This window comes from Nostoc sp. CHAB 5836 (genome assembly GCF_020829445.1).
Taxonomy (GTDB): domain Bacteria; phylum Cyanobacteriota; class Cyanobacteriia; order Cyanobacteriales; family Nostocaceae; genus Nostoc.
The window spans coordinates 24,262-41,887 of sequence record NZ_JAIVFV010000018.1 but is presented as its reverse complement, the minus strand read 5'-3'; the positions used below and the strand labels follow the sequence as shown (position 1 = coordinate 41,887).

Genomic DNA, 17,626 nt, shown 5'->3' with positions numbered 1-17,626 from the left:
AAAGCTACGCTTTGTCTCCCCTCCCCGCTTGCGGGGAGGGGTTGGGGGTGGGGTGTTACGGACTTTTGCAAGAGGTGTAGTGTAGACACAAGTCTTTTGACCTGCAATGGCATTGTTTCGACTAACAATGCCATTGTTTCGACTAACAATGGCATTGTTTCGACTGACAATGGCATTGTTTCGACTAACAATGGCATTGTTTCGACTGACAATGGCATTGTTTCGACTGACAATGTGATTGTTTCGACTGACAATGTTATTGTTTGAACAAGTGTACTGCACCCAAGTGAGAAGCGCTATATTAAAAAAAATACAATCTAAATTTGACTAGACCATTTGAGACAATTTTTACTGAACACCGCGTATTTTGGGCTGTTTTACTCCTTGGTACAGCATTGATGGTAACGCTAGCGCTGTCGCTTTCTCAAGGAGCAGTACCCTTAAATATGTCGGAATTTTGGCAAGCCATACTCCGCAAAGGTGATCCGGTTAAACAGACAATTCTCTGGGATTTGCGTCTTCCACGCATTACAGCTGCTCTGATTGTCGGTGCAGCCTTGGGAATGTCAGGGGCACTGCTGCAAGGAATGTTACGCAATAGCCTTGCTGATCCATTTATTTTGGGCATTTCAGCAGGTGCAGGATTAATTGTAATTCTGATGATTGTGTGGCAAATATTCCCGATCGCAATTCCTTTAGCAGCGTGGATGGGAGCAATTTTGACATCAGCGATCGTTATTTTGCTCGGTCGTGCGGGGTCGGGAATTTCAGTTGAGCGGTTGATTTTAGGTGGAGTGGCGGTGAGTTCTTTACTTGGTGCTGTCCAAAGTACATTGTTGCTTTTAGCTGAAGATGGTCAAATTCAAATTGCGCTGAGTTGGCTGGTTGGTAGTCTCAATGGACGGGGTTGGCAAGAAATTGCTACGGCTGGCCCTTATATCATCGTTGCATTGCTAGGAGGATGCTTGCTGGCGCGATCGGTAAACGTGCTGGCTTTGGGAGATGATTTGGCTGTGGGTTTGGGGGTTTCGTTGACGCGATCGCGCTTGTTAATTGGTGGTGTCGCCACTCTATTAGCCGCAGGTGCAGTCAGCATCGGTGGCTTGATTGGATTTGTTGGTCTTGTTGTTCCTCACGGTGTCCGCCTCATCGTTGGCACAGATCATCGCTTTGTTTTACCACTTTCTGCTCTTGCAGGTGCATGGTTACTAACTTTTGCAGATTTACTCTCTAGATTAGGAGCAGTAGAACTACCAGTAGGTTCCGTTACTGCGTTGCTGGGTTCACCGTTGTTTATTTGGTTACTTTATCGTCGTTCTGCTGGTTTTAATAAATTTTGAGCTAATAAGCTGAGGTTAAAGCCTTTTTCATCTATTTGAACCACAATCTCCTGTGGAGGTGCATATGTGTCATCAAAAGCCCACTTTTTAAGGGCGTTGGGGGATATCTTATGCGTAAGTCGTATTAGCCCACCTAGGTAGGCTTTCTTTGTGTACCCGCGAATTCGATTCGCCCTGGCTCTAAGTTGACACCAATGAACATACGTGCGCCCCTAACCTATGGTTGAATTCCCTGCAACGACGGCGGTACAACCACATCAGACAACCTAAAAGTTTCCTTTGCCCGCACCGACGGTGGGACAACCACATCCTTCAACTTAGAACACGCCCACAACGGAATAGGTCCACAAGCCCACCTAATATCTAGCAACAGTACTTCCAGACCAATATTAATATTCTTACCACCGACAATTCGACATTCTTCCTCTTCTGACAATTTCCTGACCAGCAATGCTGGTGCATCTTGTTTCATGATTTATTCTGTTTTTTAATTAGGTTAGCAACTGCTTGCTAACTACATTGTAGATTACTAGTAACTTCCTGATAGCTTACTGACAAAACTTAACCTAGTAATTTTGGTTCTTTCGTACTTGTCGTGCTAAATCTTTAATTAAAATTGATAAATTTGCTTTTAAACCAAGGCTTACAGTCACTTATAGCCTAAATTTTAGCAATCCGATCTAAAAGACAGCGAATAATGACTGTTATGATTGCCCAGCAAGGGTTTTAAGGTATTTTTCTAACTAATAAATATTATTCTCCGTAACCTTTTTTGAGGGTGCGGGTTGTACGTTGTGCAGATGGCTATTATTGCCAGTTTTGCATTGACCATGAACGAGTAGAAAGGCGAGAACCAACGGGTAAAACTATAATCTTCTGGCGGGAAAGGAGTAGCGATCGCCTCTGGAATGTGGGTTATTTGGTTGTCACTGAGGTGAAGCTGCGTCAGATTGGTTAATTTAGCGATCGCGCTATTCACAACTAATTTCACAGCATAAGTAAGTCGGCAAGAATAAACTAAGCTATATTACGAAACGTAAATACACCTTAAACTTTTATAAATGACAAAGGACAAATGACAAATGACAAATGACAGCTTTGGGCAGTTAGCTTTATTTGCGTTGCTTTACTTACAGAAGGTTTTGAGTCCGTCAAATTTTAGCTAAAATGTTCTAGTGCCGTGATTTAATTAGCGATCGCTCAAGTTCCTTAACGGAACCCGTAATATGGCAAAAGATTTGTATCACGAGCAAGTTAAACGCGCTCTTGAAAAAGACGGATGGGAAATAACTCACGATCCATACGAATTGCGTATAGGTGGGGTTGAAATGTATATAGATATTGGGGCGGAACAGATGATCGCTGCCCAAAGGGGAAATGATAAAATTGCAGTTGAGGTGAAAAGTTTTATTAGTCCCTCAAGGATTTCTGATTTTCATTTAGCGCATGGACAGTTTTTAGATTATCGCTATGCTTTAGAAGATGAAGATCCAGAGCGAATTTTATATTTAGCAGTACCTCGTTTTGTTTATCAAACCTTTTTTAACTTAGCTTTTATTAATAGAGTGGTACAACGGAGTCAAATTAAGCTTTTAGTTTATGACTTAGAAAAGGAGACGATTGAGCAATGGATAAAGTAGCTCTCTACAGGCAATATATTCAACAACTAATCCAAGCAAAAGCCGATCGCTCGATGAAATCGGCAAAAGATGTTGAGGCTCAACCTATTTTTGATCCGGAGCGCGATCGCTATCAATTAGTGTATGTGGGTTGGAAGCAGAATGATGTCAGGGATTATGGATGTTTGCTACATTTGGATATTAAAAATGGCAAGATTTGGATTCAATATGATGGTACGGAAGATGGAATTGCCTATGAGTTATTAAAATTAGGTGTGCCATATCAAGATATAGTTTTGGGTTTTCAACCTGCTAGGGTGCGCTCTGATACTGAGTTTGCTGTAGGTTAGGTTTAAATATTGATTGATGAATGGCGATCGCTAGTTCAATTTTTATCAAGTCAAAGGCGGGTATCATTTCAACCTATGCGATCGCCCCTAGAGTTAGAAAAGTCAGACATCTGGTGAAAATGAATGTAGAGACGTAGCATCTCCGAAAATGAATGTAGAGACGTAGCAGTGCTACGTCTCTACAAGGGTTTCAGGCAACGCATAATTAATTTCTACCAGATGTCTATTTAACAGGGGGAAGCTTTAGTTCTATGCCTAATTTGCTCCCTATTTCCATAACATTGTTTGTAAAGTCTGTCATACCTGCGATCGGGGCAGCGACTAGAGTACCAGCAGTTAGTAAAGCTACTAGACGCTTTTTGAGTTTGGGTAAATTGCGTTCTTTTTCTGGCTTTTGAATTTCTACTTCTACATCATCAATATCAATGATCATGTCGTCGCGGATTTCTGGCGGGAATTGAGCAACAGTTTGGCGCATGGTGCTGATAATTTGTATTAGTTCTGCTATGTTTGCGCCGCTTGTTTGATTAAGGTTGCTTACTGTGGCTTGGGCTTGGTTTTGAGCGACAAATCCAATAGTTGCGTTGTTGAAGTCATTTTCGTTTTTATCACCTTGGATTTTATCACCTTGGATTTTATCACCTGCAACATTATCGCCTTTGCCGTATTGATGGATGGTGTTAGACATAGTTTTTAGGGGTTTGTAATGGAGTTTTAGGAGTTGATGGGCTGGTAAGGCTTGCATGGCATAGGTTTGACCGTCATCATCGCTAAATTCTACTTCGTATACTTCGGGGGCGAGGATTTCGACAATGGTTCCCACTTGACCTGCAAGGAGGTTATGTTCGGATAAGGGAGTTTTAAGTGCAACAATATCTAATAAATTGAGTTTGTTTGGGGTCGCAAGCATCAGCATTACCTCAAAATATAGCAACTAACGAGACCGGGAAAATCTTCGGTGGGGTGGACGATCGAAGTTGTGCGAATGTTAGCAGTGTTTTGGTTGCGGGTGATAGGGAAATCGACGATATAGCGTTGAGCATATTCATCTAACAGGCTGGGAATCGCTTCATAATTCTGAATCGCATCTTGGATTAGCAGTTGCAAAATTTCTGCATCATCCCTACCTAAATCTAGAATAGCGGCAAACAGTCTTGCTTTGTGCTTTCCGCGATCGTGTTGGGAGTTGAGGCTATAGTTTTGCAGTTTGTTGCGATCGATAAACGCTAATTCAAAGTTGGGTAACTTCATCCTGTTTTATTGCCTTTGACTTCATCCCCACCAAAATTATCGCCTTTTCCTTGTTGGTTAATGGTTTTAGAACGGCGATCGCTAACATTAACATTAACTGTAAGAGATGAGTCATCTGTTTCTATATCAACAAATCGATCGCCTTGAAAATTTCTTTGACGCATTCCACTGTCTTCATAGCCATCTAAAAGTTGACGGATATTAATTTTTTTGTTGAGTTTACCAATTGGATATTCAACAACGGTCATTCTCTCAAGTCCCAGAAGTTCTTGGTAGTCTAGGGGCGGATGTTCGGGATGGTTGGGGACGGGAACCCATTCGGTGATTTCGAGGTTGGGGAGACTTTTGTGGATTTTTTGGAATTTCTCGCGGAGAATGCCAAGAAATGAGCGGCGGGTTTCTTGGCGTCTGCTAATGGTGATGAAGATTTTTTTATCTTCGGGATCGGCTTTGATGCGAGCGATGTTATAAATTTCGTTGTTTTCTTGATATTGCAGCATTACGCCACTGCGCCAATAGATTTGGTTATGAATTTTTTCGTGGGTGATGACGATGAAGCGGGAGATGATGCTTTCGGGGAGAACTTTGTAATGGTATTGAAATTCTAGGGTTTCGCCTTCTAGTTCTGTTTCGTCTGGTTGGTCTTTGGGCAAAAGTCCCGCAATCAGATATTGTGGTGGTTTACAATCTAATTCAAAGCAAAGCTCAAATTCTTTCATCAGCCCGATCAGATATTTGTGACGCTCGATAGGGTAGCGTTCTTGATTGAGGATGCGGGTAAGATCGTCATCGGTGAAAATGCCTTTAGTTTTAGTTTTGAGGGTTTCATCGCTCAGGAGCGCGTAAATGCCTTCTGTCACCCAGTTGGGTTTGAGGACTTTGGTAGATTTGAGGATGGGATGATCGCGGAAGTTGAGAACTAAGCCGAGTCGATGGAGGAGATCGATCAGTTGCTCACGGTCTTGTTGTTTGCGAATCTGTTTGTCGTAGCAGATGCACGTATAATCGTCGTAGTCGATGAAGTCTTCAGTCATGGATTCGAGTTTTTGTTTAACCTCAAACCATGACAGGGGTAGAAGGTCGTAAACTTCTTTGAGGTTGGCGATTTGCTCCAAAATAGCCTTGCGAAGTTCTTCGATACCTTCGTTTTTTGAGCAGGAGGTTTCGATAATGTCTTGGATGTTAGGATATTTTTCGCATAATGCTTTGCGGTTGATATCGAGGGGTTGTTCGTCTTTTTTGTTGCCAACGATAATCACGGGGGACTTTCCGCCAAAGCTTTCGATTAGTTTCAGCCAATATTCGATGCGGTTTTCTTCTTCGCTGGTGCGACAATTACAAACTAGGAGATAGAGGCTGCGCTTAGTCAGAAAAAACTGATGGGTGGCATGATAAATTTCCTGTCCGCCAAAGTCCCAAACATTGAGGCGGATGTCTTTGCTATTAACCTGCACGTTCCAAGTTTCTACATTGAGTCCGTCGGTTTGGGGTTGATTTTTGTCATATTTCTTGCGGATTAGTTGCTCGATGAGCGATGTTTTGCCGACGCTACCTTGTCCGATGAGCAACAGTTTGGCTTCGTTAAGTGGTCGCACTTCACCGCTACGGAGTAATCGCAGGTAATTGAAAATGTCTTTAACTGAACCAACATCACCAAAAGATCCTAAAATCTCTGGTGAAATAGGAAGCGGATTTCCCCGTAAATCTAGAGTTTCCAATTTCGGCAAACTTTCGATCGCCTCTGGAATCTGGGTTATTTGGTTGCCACTGAGGTCAAGCTGCGTCAGATTGGTTAAATTAGCGATCGCCTCTGGAATCTGGGTTATTTGGTTGCCACTGAGGTCAAGCTGCGTCAGATTGGTTAAATTAGCGATCGCCTCTGGAATCTGGGTTATTTGGTTGTTACTGAGGTCAAGCTGCGTCAGATTGGTTAAATTAGCGATCGCCTCTGGAATCTGGGTTATTTGGTTGTTACTGAGGTCAAGCTGCGTCAGATTGGTTAAATTAGCGATCGCCTCTGGAATCTGGGTTATTTGGTTGTTACTGAGGTCAAGCTGCGTCAGATTGGTTAAATTAGCGATCGCCTCTGGAATCTGGGTTATTTGGTTGTTACTGAGGTCAAGCTGCGTCAGATTGGTTAAATTAGCGATCGCCTCTGGTATTTCAGTTAGCTCTACTCGAATTAAGATCAGTTCCTCCAAGTGTAGTATTTGCGTTACCACATCGGGAATGCTCTCTAAAGGATTGCCACTAATATCCAACTTACGCAAATTAGGCAAACCCAGTAGTTCCAGAGGAAGCGTTTTTAAATTGTTGCCTGAAACCTTTTGCAGATAGCGGTCTCTTACTTCTTCATAACCTTCAACCTTCTTTCCTAAAATCAAAGACTCAAGCTGCTGCAACTTACCAATTTCCACAGGTAACTCAGTCAACTCCTGTCCCGACAAGTCTAACTCTTGCCAACCCTCAGCCACGGCGCAATCTATCAGTACCAACAACTCATCCTGCGTCATAATTCCAAGGAAAAGGGTAAAAAGGCAAGAATATTGATGAATATGATCTTAACTGATTAGGGAAAATGCTAGACCATCATTTTTTGGCGATCTGTCAGTTCGCTGTTTGAGATATTGCGGATTTAGGCGATACCTGCGGCGGGCTACGCCAACGCGCCTTGAGATGATGGGAAAAGGCGATCGTTCTTCAAGGAATTATCAGATATGGTAGAAACATGAACGTAGTCTATAAAATCTACTAAACCTTATGGATAACCATCAAGAAACCGAATATGTCTTGGGCAACTCGCATCTAATGCAACAGATCAGTCAGTTCAAGCATAATTCCCAAAAATCACACCCTAACCAACCAATCCATTCGATTGATTTCGACTACATTCTAAACAATCCAGAACTGATTGCACAAATTCAATTACTAATCGAAACCCACAAACAGAAGCATCATGCGATCAATCGTATTTCATGAGGACACTCTGCAAACGTATGAATATTTAAGAGAAACTAATAAAATTATTCACAAAAAATTGTTTAATATTATCAAATAAATGCAAAAAGGAGATCCCACACAAGGAACAGGAAAACCTGAGAGGATGTTTTAAAAGTGGTAAGTTGTGATTTTAATCGAATTATTACCCCCCTTAATCCCCCCTTATAAAGGGAGGAAACAAGAAAATCCGGTTGCCTTATAAAGGGGCGAATAGAATTCGCTACTACACAAACAAAGTCCACCTCCGTGGACTAAGAGAAAATTAAGGTTTTTAACCTGCGTAGGCAGGTTTTGTTTGTGTAGCCGCGACTTCTAGTCGCCCGGTTAGTAATAAATTAGACTTGTTCATTCATCCTCTTTAGCAAAGTTTATCGTCTAATATTATAACGAATCACTGAATCAGTCTCAAAATCAAAAAATATCCTCATAGATATCTGTCATCGTTAGCGATAAATTGACCGAATTTAAAACCAATTTATCTTCACTTCCCAAAATCTCCTTTGTCCAATTTCCTTGCAAATCTTGACGATAAACTTCCACTTTTATCTCATCTTGCAAAACTAAAACATACTCCTGCAAACTACCAATAGTCTGATAATTAACCAACTTTTCGCGGCGATCGCTAACCTCGGTACTTGGTGATAATACCTCAAAAATCACACAAGGATAATTCACAAAATAGTTATCTCGATCCTCAGAGCTACAAGTAACTACTACATCAGGATAGTAAAATATGATCTGATTTTGATTAGCAGCGCTTAACTTGACTTTCATATCTGACATAAACACATTGCAAGCTCCACCCCGCAATTGAGAACGTAACCGACTGGCAATATTTAAGGTAATGATATTGTGCGCCTTACTGCCCCCCGCCATCGCAAAAATTTGACCACCCAAATACTCATGGCGGAGTTCGCTTTTAGTTTCTGCTTCTAAATATTCGGCAACCGAAAAAACGGGAATCGGCGATCGCATAACTTTAAATCTGATTTCTGGCTATCTCTGTTATTATACCTGCGATCAATTTTTGGCATTCTTGACAAAATCGGGTGTTCGCGTAGCGTTGTCTGTGGCAAATCGCACTTCATAATACCGAACGTTCCAACATAAGCTTGACACTGTGGTGAAACTTATTCTCAGCTATCCAAAGATTTTGACTTGCTCAAAGTGCATACTGTAACGGTCAATAAAGTTTCACCCATACATCAACCGTTAAGTTTTCTATCGTATTCAATCAATTTATTCAGAAAATAGAACAACCATCCGTCACACTAATACCAGTATGGAAAATCAAACAAAATTGACGCTAATTAAAGTCATTCACACGTTGATATGGGTATTCTTCAACTTTGTGATTTTCTATATGCTTTATGCCGCAATCGCAAATAAAATTATTTCCCGCCTAATTCTTATCCCCCATCAACTTGCATTTATGCCAATTACCCCGATGATTATTAAGGCGATTGACAAAAGTTTGATGAATGTGGCAGATTCACGAAACCAAATAATACCAATAATAGCAATTAGGATAGTTCCCAATCCAGCCCAGACAGAATAAGCCACACTCACTTCAAGCCTCTTGAGAGCAAAGGTCAAACAAGTAAAACAAAGTCCATAGAAAACAAATATTAATACCGAAGGAACTATTTGAGTAAATCCCTGCGATAACTTCATGCAAGTTGTGCCTGAAACCTCAAAAAGGATTGCTAGGATGAGGTAAATCCAACTTATAGACATATTTTTATAAGTGATTTGTTAAGAGCAACCGATAGGTAAATAAGTTCGTAGTCAGTACTTTAGTCCTTATTTTCTAAGCACTGAAGTGCTTACTACAAACACTAAAAACTAGCTTGACAAACTACTAGGGATTAGTACCCAGTCCCCATTTTTCAGCTAATTGGTCAAGCATTGGGGCAACGTCTGCTGTAGTATGATTGTGGTTTTGCACTCCTAATGGTATGAGAGATGACAGCTCAATTTCAATACAGCACTCTTGCCCATCCACAAGATATTCAGCAGATCGCGTATATCCTTGAGCAGTGTTTTATCAGCGCACTTGGTGGCGAGGAAGTTTACATCAATCTGATTGGCATAGAAAATTTCCGGATTATTCGGGGATTGGAGCAATTAGTTGGTGGATTGGCAACTCTGGATATGGGTCAGTGGTGGGGTGGTGTGCGTGTACCAATGACAGGAATAGCCGCAGTCGGCATTGCTCCAGAATATCGTGGTTCGGGGGCAGCGATCGCTCTCATGCAGCAGACTCTCAAAGAACTTTATGCTAGGGGCGTAGCAATCTCTGCTCTTTATCCCGCCGTTCAAAGCTTGTACCGAAAAGTCGGGTATGAACAGGGGGGTAGTTGGTGTATTTGGGAAGTTGCGACCAGGAATATTCAGGTGCGAGAGCAACCCCTACCTTTGGAACCAGTAGTGAGCATCAATCATCAAGTCTTTCATGAACTATATCAGCAGCAGGCGAGACTAACGCATGGGTATTTAGACAGACATCCAGCAATCTGGGAGCGTTTAATCCAACCAGATCAGAAGGAAACAGTCTATGCCTATTTTATTGGGATTAAAGAGCAACCCCAAGGGTACATCATCTTCACTCAAGAGCGAACAGACGATGGTGAAATCCTCTGGGTGAAAGATTGGGTACTTCGCACAGTTGCTGCTGCACAAACTTTCTGGTCTTTTCTAGCAAATCATCGCTCTCAAATTCACCAGGTGCGATGGAAGAGTTCTGCGATTGATTCTCTGACATTGCTGCTACCAGAGCAAACTGCCAAGATATGGCGTGAGTTTCGCTGGTTGCTGCGGGTGGTAGATGTAGTCAAGGCGCTGGAGGCCCGGGGCTATCCAGCAGGTATCCAAGCTGAACTGCACTTAGAAATTCAAGATAATTTGCTAACTGGAAATAATGGTAAATTTATTCTTTCTGTTGCCAATGGACGTGGTGAAGTTACCAGAGGTGGAAGGGGTGAGTTGCAGTTAGATATCCGGGAATTGGCCCCATTGTATACAAGTTTGTTCACCCCCTACCATTTGCAAGTAGCGCGAAAACTGGATGGGACAGAAACGGCTATCTTAGCGGCTACGCAAATATTTGCAGGTGTCTCGCCTTGGATGGCTGATTTCTTTTAACGTATCGCAGAAAGGATGTTCATCGTGAATTTAGGATAGCTTAAACCTAAATCTCAAACGTCTGACTATATTTGACTATGAGATTTGGAACTATACAATTACCTAAACCAAACCACAGTTAGCAATCAATACACTTGGGTTAAGCATTTCCTCCTTCTCCTTCTCTCTGTGTTCTCTGCGCCTCTGTGGTTCGTAAAAAAAAGAGTTTCAGCCCTTTTGTGAACCGTATTGAGTTAGCAATACAGAAGCCTCATCCAGCGATCGCACTCCTTAGTCAATTCATCCTAAGTAAGTCGGCAACAATAAATCAAACTATATTACGAAACGTAAATACACCTGAAACCCTTATAAATGACTAAGGACAAATGACAAATGACAGCCTTAGCCAGTTAGCTTTATTTGCGTCGCTCTACTTAGGGTCTGCTGAATAGCTTTAAAACTCTTATCTTATAAGCTTTTCAGGCCGTTTGTGAAGAAAAAAGTGCAAAAGAATCAGATTATAAGGCTTAAAAACCTTGCATTGACAATTTTTTGGACTCCAAAAAATTGTCAACAATAGGGGGAAACTGTTCCCCGTTCCCTGTTAAGAGTTCCCTACCCCCGCCAAAAAACTTTTTCAGCAAGCCCTACTTAACTATCATAATTGCTGAAATCGCAAAAATAGGGGCGTACAAATGTACGCCCCTATTTTTGTATATGTATCAGCTATTTCCTGAAATGGTTTTAGTTCAAGAAATTTGGAGTACCAGTACCACCATTCCTACCAACAGCAGGAATTTCCAGTAAGGTATCTGTAGCTTTGCCAGTACCATCATTGATCACAGAGGTAGTGCTACCTGGATGTCCATTAGGAACAAACAGTTGCGGGTGGTCAAAGGGCGCTTTATCAAAGCGAACTCGCTCATCAGTGAGTCCTTTCAGGAAAGCCACCAAGTCTTCTTTTTCAGTTTCCGTTAGTCCCAATGGGCGGAGAACGCCTTGGTCGCGGAAATCTCCACCACGATTGTAGAAATCCACCACTTGCGGCAAAGTCAAATAGCCACCATTGTGGAAGTAAGGGGCAGTGAGTTCTATGTTGCGTAATCCAGGAGTCTTAAAGTTGCCGTCCGCAACTACTGTGTCATTGGAGTTAACTGTAACATTGGGGCTTGAACCGAGAAGTAGTGGGAATTTCCCTAAAGCAGCTACCCGCGACTCAGAAAGCGGGTTGCCAAATGGGTCTTGACCACCAACACCAGTGTCTTCTAGAGTGGGTCTAACGCCGATATTGAAGAAACTTCTGTCCGAGACGGTTTTGGGAGTGCTGGTGGTGGCTCTGAGTCTTTGGTTCTTGACATTGCTAACGGAGGCGCTGGTGAGTTCCAACCCACTATGGCAGAAGATGCAGGCAGCTTTGGTCTCGAATAGTTGTTTGCCTCGTTGCTGCTGCTGGGTTAGAGCGCGGGTGTTTCCTTCCAAGAAGCGATCGTAAGGCGTATCGTCGGCAATGAGTGTAGACTCATATAACTGAATTGCAAGCCCAAAGAATAGCGAGAAGTTGTAATCCAACAGCGTGTACTCATCGGTTTGGGAAGAGTTATCAGGGATGTTGACAAAAGTCCGTCTACCTTCACCATCAACTTGAATGAGTCGAGTCGACCTCCACCACTCAGGCTTGAAGGCATCTTTAACTAACTGCTCGTAGGTTGTATTGTTCAGTCCGGGGTTGGGCCATCTACTATCTGCACCTAAAACGCTGTCTTGTGGATGCACAAGCTGTTTGCCTAGTGGTCTGAGGCGAGATAACTTTTGCGACAGTATTCGGGGAAGCTTTGTACCCCTAATGGACAGAATATCTTGCAGCACTGGGCCGAGAGGTTTTCTCTCGTTAATTTGCTGCCTGAGCTTATCATTAATTTCTCTAATAATAGAACTGAGTGGCGGCCGAGACTGAATCTCTTGCAGTATTCCAGTGAGAGCTTTTTTGCTGTCAATTCGCCCAAACTTATCACCAATTTCTTGAAAAGTCCGACCATCAGCAGACGACTCGAAGGAACTGAGTGGCGGCCCGACCGCCTGAGAAGCCAAAGACGCATTATTCAGGCTGACTTTGACAAATTTCAGCTGATTTGGTATTTCTGCTTTCACCACAAGAGCGTTAGGGTCTCTTAAACCAAAGGGATTCACCCCATTAAAGATATCCTGCGCCCTTCCATCCCAGAAGTTGCGGAAGTTGAATGCAGCATTAATTACGGTTGGTGTGTTACGCGGCTGGACGCGGCGCACATTCGTACCTCCCACGTTAAACACCTGATCTGGCTCGGTTTTTACTTCGTCCTCCGCACTACCAGGTTTAACATCAATAAACTTTGCATTGGCGACTCCCTGAGAGGAACTAACATCGTTACTGTCAGACACAACAGTCGTAGAATCATTTGGGTCTGACAACTTGTGAAAGGGAAAATCTTTTTGTCTTAGCTGGTAGTTTGGTGCGCCGCCTACATTAAAAATTGTATCTGGATTTTCTGTACGATCAGCGTTAATCCGCAAAAGCCCAGGAGCAATCTGATTTTTGGATCTATTGTCGGCTCCAGCATGGAAGTGACAAGTAGCACAGGAAGTCAGTCCGTCGCTTCCAACCTGTATATCCCAAAAAAGAGTCTTTCCTAACTTGATGGCGGCTACTTTGTCTTGTACGAAGTCTCCAAGATTGTCAGGCTCTGGAACTGATACACTCTTGAGCGAAGCTGGCAACCCCGTAACCTGCGCAGATACACTATTTCCAGCTATTACTGCTGCCAGAATAATGGCAGCAATTGTGATAGTCTTTGAAAATTTTGATTTCAGGCGGTTCAGCTTGCCAGTTTTGAATCTCCACTCTTGGCGCTTTATTTTTGTCACCAAAGATTTCAGCAAAAATCGACCCTTTGAGGTCAGTAGCAAGTAAATTAATAAGCTAGTAATCAACACTACTAAGCTTATTATGGGTATAATCCCCATAATTTTTTCTCATAAAATCACAGCTAAGAAATTATACACCTACGAGGAAGCTTTAAATTTAAGATTCATGTAAAGTAATTATGTGTTACGAATTTTATGCGAACAAAAAACGCCACATTACCAACATTTTTTTTAATAAGAGTTTGATAAAATTTTAGATATGCAAATTAGCTGTCCTTTAGCTTATTATCAGCCCTACATTGAGTAGGGTATTTGAATGTCACTACATCAAAGTTCTGGTCGCTGGCGCTTAGGGCTAGCATTATCGCTATTGACCGTCTTATTGTGGGGAATTCTACCTATTGCTCTGATAATAACTCTGCAAGTACTTGATGTATATACTGTTATTTGGTTTCGCTTTTTGGTATCATTTATACTGCTTGCTGTGTATTTAGGAATACGCGGTAAACTACCAAGGTTAGAACAATTACGTTGTGCTTCTGGGAAATTATTAGCGATCGCTACACTTTTCTTAGGGATTAATTACTTTTTATTTATGCAAGGTTTAGCACTAACATCACCTGCTAACGCTGAAGTTCTTATTCAATTATCTACCCTTTTATTAGGTTTCGGAGGGTTAGTGATTTTTAAAGAACGTTACAGGTTGTCTCAATGGATTGGTGTAAGTGTAATGATTTGCGGTTATGTTTTATTTTTTCATGAACAACTAACAAATTTAATTACAGCGCATGGCACATATATATTAGGTAGTGTTTTGATTGTGCTAGCAGCAATAGTATGGGCTATTTATGCTTTGGCACAAAAGCAGTTATTACAATCTTTATCTTCCCCTAGTATCATGCTGATTATATACGGAGGGTGTGCTTTCTTATTCACTCCTCTAGCCAAAGTAAAATCACTTTTGATACTTGATAGTTTCCATTGGGTAACGTTAGTTTTTTGTGCGTTAAATACTCTAATTGCTTATGGTGCTTTTGCTGAATCATTAGAACATTGGGAAGCATCACGAGTGAGTGCAGTATTAGCTTTAGCTCCCATTGTAACATTAATATCAGTTGCCGTTTTATCAGTTATTGCACCTTATTTAATACCAGCAGAAAAGTTCAGTTTTATAGCAATATTAGGAGCGGGTTTAGTAGTCACAGGTTCAGTAGCGATCGCCTTGGGAAAAGCTGATTAATCAGAATAATTTTCAGGATTTTTACTGGACTTTTCATCTAGGAAAATCATGCCATATTCAAAGCTACAACATAAATACTGAGGCGGAGTATTTTTTATTTGCTATGATTTAATAGTGAAGCCAAACTAAGTAGATCGGCGCAATTAAAGCTAACTGGCTAAGGCGGTCATTGGTCATTTGTCATTTGTCATTTGTACTGAGCGAAGTCGAAGTATTGGTTACTAGTAAAGATTTTAAGCGTAAGTCCTAAACTTTAATAAAACCAAGCAGGGTGCCCGAATAACTACCAAAGCCAACACCTGAAAAAACCAGACCACCGAAACAGTTGAGCGATGAATAGTTTGTTTGGTAATTGGGCCAGCAGCCTCAGAAAAAATTCCTTATTGCTGGTTCTTTCAATGGTGCTACCAACATTTGGAATTAGTAATTCTGTCTTGGCAGCAGAGTGGATTTATGCATCTTATTCAGCTTTGGAACTTTCTATTTCAGTAACCACTTTAGAAAACTACGCTAAAACAGGTGTAATTAACAAAGATTTGGCAGCGTATCAGCAATATCTGCCTTTACAACAGCTTCAAGAATTGCGGCGGATTTTACTTAATCGTGTGAAAGTTAGTCCGGTAGTAGTTTCGCAACTTCTCTACACACCGCAAGGAGAATTTTTGCTGCATCGGTTGGCGCAAGTGATTATAAACAAATCTTCTCAGCCAGAACCAGGATTTGGTGCTTTGCGTTCAGCGCTAGTTTCAGCCTCTGCTGAATTGGGAGGCTTGACACTTTTGAATGTGTTGCGTAAATATCCTGCTAGCAGCATTCGTCTTGATGTCGCCAAGACTTTGGAAATAGCTACGGAATTGGAGAAACTTGTTAATCAAACCCATCTAGCGATCGCAGCAGTTTCCCAAAAGTCTAAAATAGAAGCTGCTACCATTTCACAACCAAATTACTCACAATTGCCGGATTTGCAGGTTCCGGGAAAGTTGAAGTCACAAAAATACACCCTCAAGTTTTTTGACTCAACGCGCAATCGGCTTTTATTAACTGATGTTTATATTCCCAATGTCCAGAGTCCTGCACCCGTAATTGTAATTTCTCACGGCTTGGGTTTAGACAGCAGCAACTTTCAATATTTAGCCACTCATCTAGCTTCCTACGGATTTGCCGTCGCTGTTCCCAATCATCCTGGTAGTGATGCTAAACAATTGCGTTCCCTGTTGAATAAACGCGCCATTGAAATAGCAGAACCAGGTGAATTTAAAGACCGTCCTTTGGATGTGACATATATACTGAATCAATTAGAAAAAGATAATCAATCTGATTCACGGTTTAAAGGTCGGTTAAATCTGCAACAAGTCGGAGTATTGGGTCAATCTTTGGGAGGCTACACAGCCTTAGCTCTGGCAGGTGCTAAAATCAACTTTGAGCAGCTAAAACAAGACTGTCAACCAGCAGCACTACAAAATACCTGGAATATGTCTTTACTGCTTCAGTGTCGCGCTTTAGAATTGAGCATCAGCAAGTCTGAGAAGGATTATAACCTGCGGGATGAAAGAGTGAAAGCTGCGATCGCAGTTAATCCCATCACCAGTTCTATTTTTGGCAAAACTGGCTTAAGTCAAATCAAAACTCCAGTGATGATTGTCAGCAGTAGTGATGATACAGTTGCACAAGCTTTATCTGAGCAAATTTTACCTTTCTCCTGGTTTGCCAATTCACAAAAATATCTCGTCATGCTTGTAGGTGCGACCCACTTTTCCACCATTGGTAATGGAAACCCTGCAAATCAACAAGTAGCATTACCTGCTGATATGATTGGCGATGCTTCTCAAGCGCGTCGTTACATGAATGTTTTAAGTTTACCTTTCTTCCAAACTTATGTTGTCGGAAAATTACAATACACCCCTTACCTTAATGCCGCTTATGCTCAAAGTATTTCTAGTAAGTCGCTTGGTTTGAGTCTTGTCAAGTCATTGAATACAACTGAATTGGCACAATTGCTGGATATTAAAGGAGCCAAACCCGCAAAAAAAAACTGCCCAACACCATAGTTAGCTTCGGATTTTGGATGTTGGATATTGGTGTTGCATTGCTGCACGTAATGATTTTTATTTGATTTGAATTAAGCCTCCTTTAAAAAGGGGGGTTGGGGGGATCTTCCGGGGCAAAATATCACTAACCGAAGTGTAAGTAAGTCGGTAACAATAAATCAAACTATATTACGAAACGTAAATACACCTTAAACCCTTATAAATGAGTAAGGACAAATGACAAATACTTCGACTCCCTTCGACTGCCCAGTTCGACTGCGCTCACCGTAAACTCAGTGACCACGCCAACGAGACGCACTCGCGTTCACTACGAACTCAAAATAATATGCCAGTTGCGTAAGTCCTACCGTTTAGAAAAACTTAAGGCTGAAACTCTTTTTTTTACGAACCACAGAGGCGCAGAGAACGCAGAGAGAAGAGAGAAGGGCGTGTTTTCAAACTCGAAGATCCCCCCTAACCCACGCCAGTCGCTCATGGGGGAAACCCCCAGTCAAGGCGCTGGCTCCCCGATAAATTGGGGGGAAAAAGAAACTCTAAAAGCCCCCCAATTTATCGGGGGGTTGGGGGGATCTCTAAAGACTGAGGTGCTTAAAGAAAGGTTTGAAAACATAACCTAGCCCCCTCATCCTCTTTATACCTCAGTTTGTGTAAAAACCATCACAAGCACAGATGATATGCGATCGCATTCATATTTCTCGGCATATACTTTAAAGAAATATGACATTTAATTACGTTATTGTAAAAGTCAGCTTTA

Annotated in this window: 15 protein-coding genes; 8 read left to right on the top strand and 7 right to left on the bottom strand. The window is 41.8% G+C overall.

Going from position 1 to position 17,626, the window contains the following annotated elements; translation table 11 throughout:
* The first annotated feature begins 96 nt into the window (after positions 1-96).
* Together LC605_RS06005 and LC605_RS06000 are read left to right on the top strand one after the other, a co-directional pair.
* A complete protein-coding gene (locus LC605_RS06005; protein ID WP_229546648.1) occupies positions 97-267 on the top strand; it encodes a hypothetical protein in 171 nt (56 codons plus the stop codon).
* Between the two features lie 131 nt (positions 268-398).
* Positions 399-1,340, top strand: coding sequence for an iron ABC transporter permease (locus LC605_RS06000; RefSeq protein ID WP_229546669.1), 942 nt, complete (start codon positions 399-401; stop codon positions 1,338-1,340).
* A 217-nt stretch (positions 1,341-1,557) separates the two neighbouring features.
* Here the strand turns inward: LC605_RS06000 and LC605_RS05995 are convergent, their stop codons facing one another.
* Positions 1,558-1,812: a hypothetical protein gene (locus tag LC605_RS05995; protein ID WP_229546647.1), complete on the bottom strand. Its 255-nt coding sequence runs from the start codon at positions 1,810-1,812 to the stop codon at positions 1,558-1,560.
* A gap of 300 nt (positions 1,813-2,112) precedes the next feature.
* Between LC605_RS05995 and LC605_RS05990 the strand changes: the two genes are divergently transcribed.
* The 3 genes from LC605_RS05990 (at position 2,113) to LC605_RS05980 (ending at position 3,309) form a co-directional block, all read left to right on the top strand.
* Positions 2,113-2,298: a hypothetical protein gene (locus tag LC605_RS05990; protein WP_229546646.1), complete on the top strand. Its 186-nt coding sequence runs from the start codon at positions 2,113-2,115 to the stop codon at positions 2,296-2,298.
* A gap of 268 nt (positions 2,299-2,566) precedes the next feature.
* Positions 2,567-2,980 (top strand): XisH family protein, encoded by a 414-nt coding sequence (locus LC605_RS05985; RefSeq protein ID WP_229546645.1) that lies wholly within the window; start codon positions 2,567-2,569, stop codon positions 2,978-2,980.
* Positions 2,968-3,309, top strand: coding sequence for a XisI protein (locus LC605_RS05980; protein ID WP_229546644.1), 342 nt, complete (start codon positions 2,968-2,970; stop codon positions 3,307-3,309). Before LC605_RS05985 ends, LC605_RS05980 begins: the two co-directional genes overlap by 13 nt.
* 223 nt (positions 3,310-3,532) lie before the next feature.
* On the opposite strand, the gene LC605_RS05975 is transcribed toward LC605_RS05980, so the two are convergent.
* The 5 genes from LC605_RS05975 to LC605_RS05955 form a co-directional block, all read right to left on the bottom strand.
* The gene (locus LC605_RS05975; RefSeq protein ID WP_229546643.1) at positions 3,533-4,219 is read right to left on the bottom strand and encodes a DUF4926 domain-containing protein; all 687 of its coding nucleotides are present in this window, start codon (positions 4,217-4,219) and stop codon (positions 3,533-3,535) included.
* Positions 4,220-4,224: 5 nt separating this feature from the next.
* The gene (locus LC605_RS05970; RefSeq protein WP_229546642.1) at positions 4,225-4,560 is read right to left on the bottom strand and encodes a DUF6883 domain-containing protein; all 336 of its coding nucleotides are present in this window, start codon (positions 4,558-4,560) and stop codon (positions 4,225-4,227) included.
* A complete protein-coding gene (locus LC605_RS05965; RefSeq protein WP_229546641.1) occupies positions 4,557-7,073 on the bottom strand; it encodes a COR domain-containing protein in 2,517 nt (838 codons plus the stop codon). The genes LC605_RS05970 and LC605_RS05965 overlap by 4 nt, the downstream gene beginning before the upstream one ends.
* 898 nt (positions 7,074-7,971) lie before the next feature.
* On the bottom strand, positions 7,972-8,535 hold the full coding sequence (locus LC605_RS05960) for a Uma2 family endonuclease (protein WP_229546640.1): 564 nt from the start codon (positions 8,533-8,535) through the stop codon (positions 7,972-7,974).
* Between the two features lie 444 nt (positions 8,536-8,979).
* The gene (locus LC605_RS05955; protein WP_229546639.1) at positions 8,980-9,297 is read right to left on the bottom strand and encodes a multidrug efflux SMR transporter; all 318 of its coding nucleotides are present in this window, start codon (positions 9,295-9,297) and stop codon (positions 8,980-8,982) included.
* A gap of 228 nt (positions 9,298-9,525) precedes the next feature.
* Between LC605_RS05955 and eis the strand changes: the two genes are divergently transcribed.
* Positions 9,526-10,704 (top strand): enhanced intracellular survival protein Eis, encoded by a 1,179-nt coding sequence (gene eis / locus LC605_RS05950; protein ID WP_229546638.1) that lies wholly within the window; start codon positions 9,526-9,528, stop codon positions 10,702-10,704.
* Positions 10,705-11,427: 723 nt separating this feature from the next.
* Here the strand turns inward: eis and LC605_RS05945 are convergent.
* Positions 11,428-13,683, bottom strand: coding sequence for a cytochrome-c peroxidase (locus LC605_RS05945; protein ID WP_229546637.1), 2,256 nt, complete (start codon positions 13,681-13,683; stop codon positions 11,428-11,430).
* A 217-nt stretch (positions 13,684-13,900) separates the two neighbouring features.
* Here LC605_RS05945 and LC605_RS05940 point away from each other — a divergent pair, with 217 nt between their 5' ends.
* Together LC605_RS05940 and LC605_RS05935 are read left to right on the top strand one after the other, a co-directional pair.
* Positions 13,901-14,824, top strand: a complete 924-nt coding sequence (locus LC605_RS05940; RefSeq protein WP_229546636.1) for a DMT family transporter — start codon at positions 13,901-13,903, stop codon at positions 14,822-14,824.
* Between the two features lie 332 nt (positions 14,825-15,156).
* Positions 15,157-16,872, top strand: a complete 1,716-nt coding sequence (locus LC605_RS05935; RefSeq protein WP_229546635.1) for an alpha/beta hydrolase — start codon at positions 15,157-15,159, stop codon at positions 16,870-16,872.
* The last annotated feature ends 754 nt before the right edge of the window (positions 16,873-17,626 follow it).

What these genes read in the sequence shown, in the direction of transcription:
- LC605_RS05970 (WP_229546642.1), bottom strand. Translation starts at nt 4,560, where the DNA reads ATGAAGTTACCCAACTTTGAATTAGCGTTTATCGATCGCAACAAACTG.
- LC605_RS05945 (WP_229546637.1), bottom strand. Translation starts at nt 13,683, where the DNA reads ATGGGGATTATACCCATAATAAGCTTAGTAGTGTTGATTACTAGCTTA.
- LC605_RS06000 (WP_229546669.1), top strand. Translation starts at nt 399, where the DNA reads ATGGTAACGCTAGCGCTGTCGCTTTCTCAAGGAGCAGTACCCTTAAAT.
- LC605_RS05935 (WP_229546635.1), top strand. Translation starts at nt 15,157, where the DNA reads ATGAATAGTTTGTTTGGTAATTGGGCCAGCAGCCTCAGAAAAAATTCC.
- LC605_RS05955 (WP_229546639.1), bottom strand. Translation starts at nt 9,297, where the DNA reads ATGTCTATAAGTTGGATTTACCTCATCCTAGCAATCCTTTTTGAGGTT.
- LC605_RS05965 (WP_229546641.1), bottom strand. Translation starts at nt 7,073, where the DNA reads ATGACGCAGGATGAGTTGTTGGTACTGATAGATTGCGCCGTGGCTGAG.
- LC605_RS05960 (WP_229546640.1), bottom strand. Translation starts at nt 8,535, where the DNA reads ATGCGATCGCCGATTCCCGTTTTTTCGGTTGCCGAATATTTAGAAGCA.
- LC605_RS05940 (WP_229546636.1), top strand. Translation starts at nt 13,901, where the DNA reads ATGTCACTACATCAAAGTTCTGGTCGCTGGCGCTTAGGGCTAGCATTA.
- LC605_RS05985 (WP_229546645.1), top strand. Translation starts at nt 2,567, where the DNA reads ATGGCAAAAGATTTGTATCACGAGCAAGTTAAACGCGCTCTTGAAAAA.
- eis (WP_229546638.1), top strand. Translation starts at nt 9,526, where the DNA reads ATGACAGCTCAATTTCAATACAGCACTCTTGCCCATCCACAAGATATT.
- LC605_RS05975 (WP_229546643.1), bottom strand. Translation starts at nt 4,219, where the DNA reads ATGCTTGCGACCCCAAACAAACTCAATTTATTAGATATTGTTGCACTT.
- LC605_RS05980 (WP_229546644.1), top strand. Translation starts at nt 2,968, where the DNA reads ATGGATAAAGTAGCTCTCTACAGGCAATATATTCAACAACTAATCCAA.
- LC605_RS05995 (WP_229546647.1), bottom strand. Translation starts at nt 1,812, where the DNA reads ATGAAACAAGATGCACCAGCATTGCTGGTCAGGAAATTGTCAGAAGAG.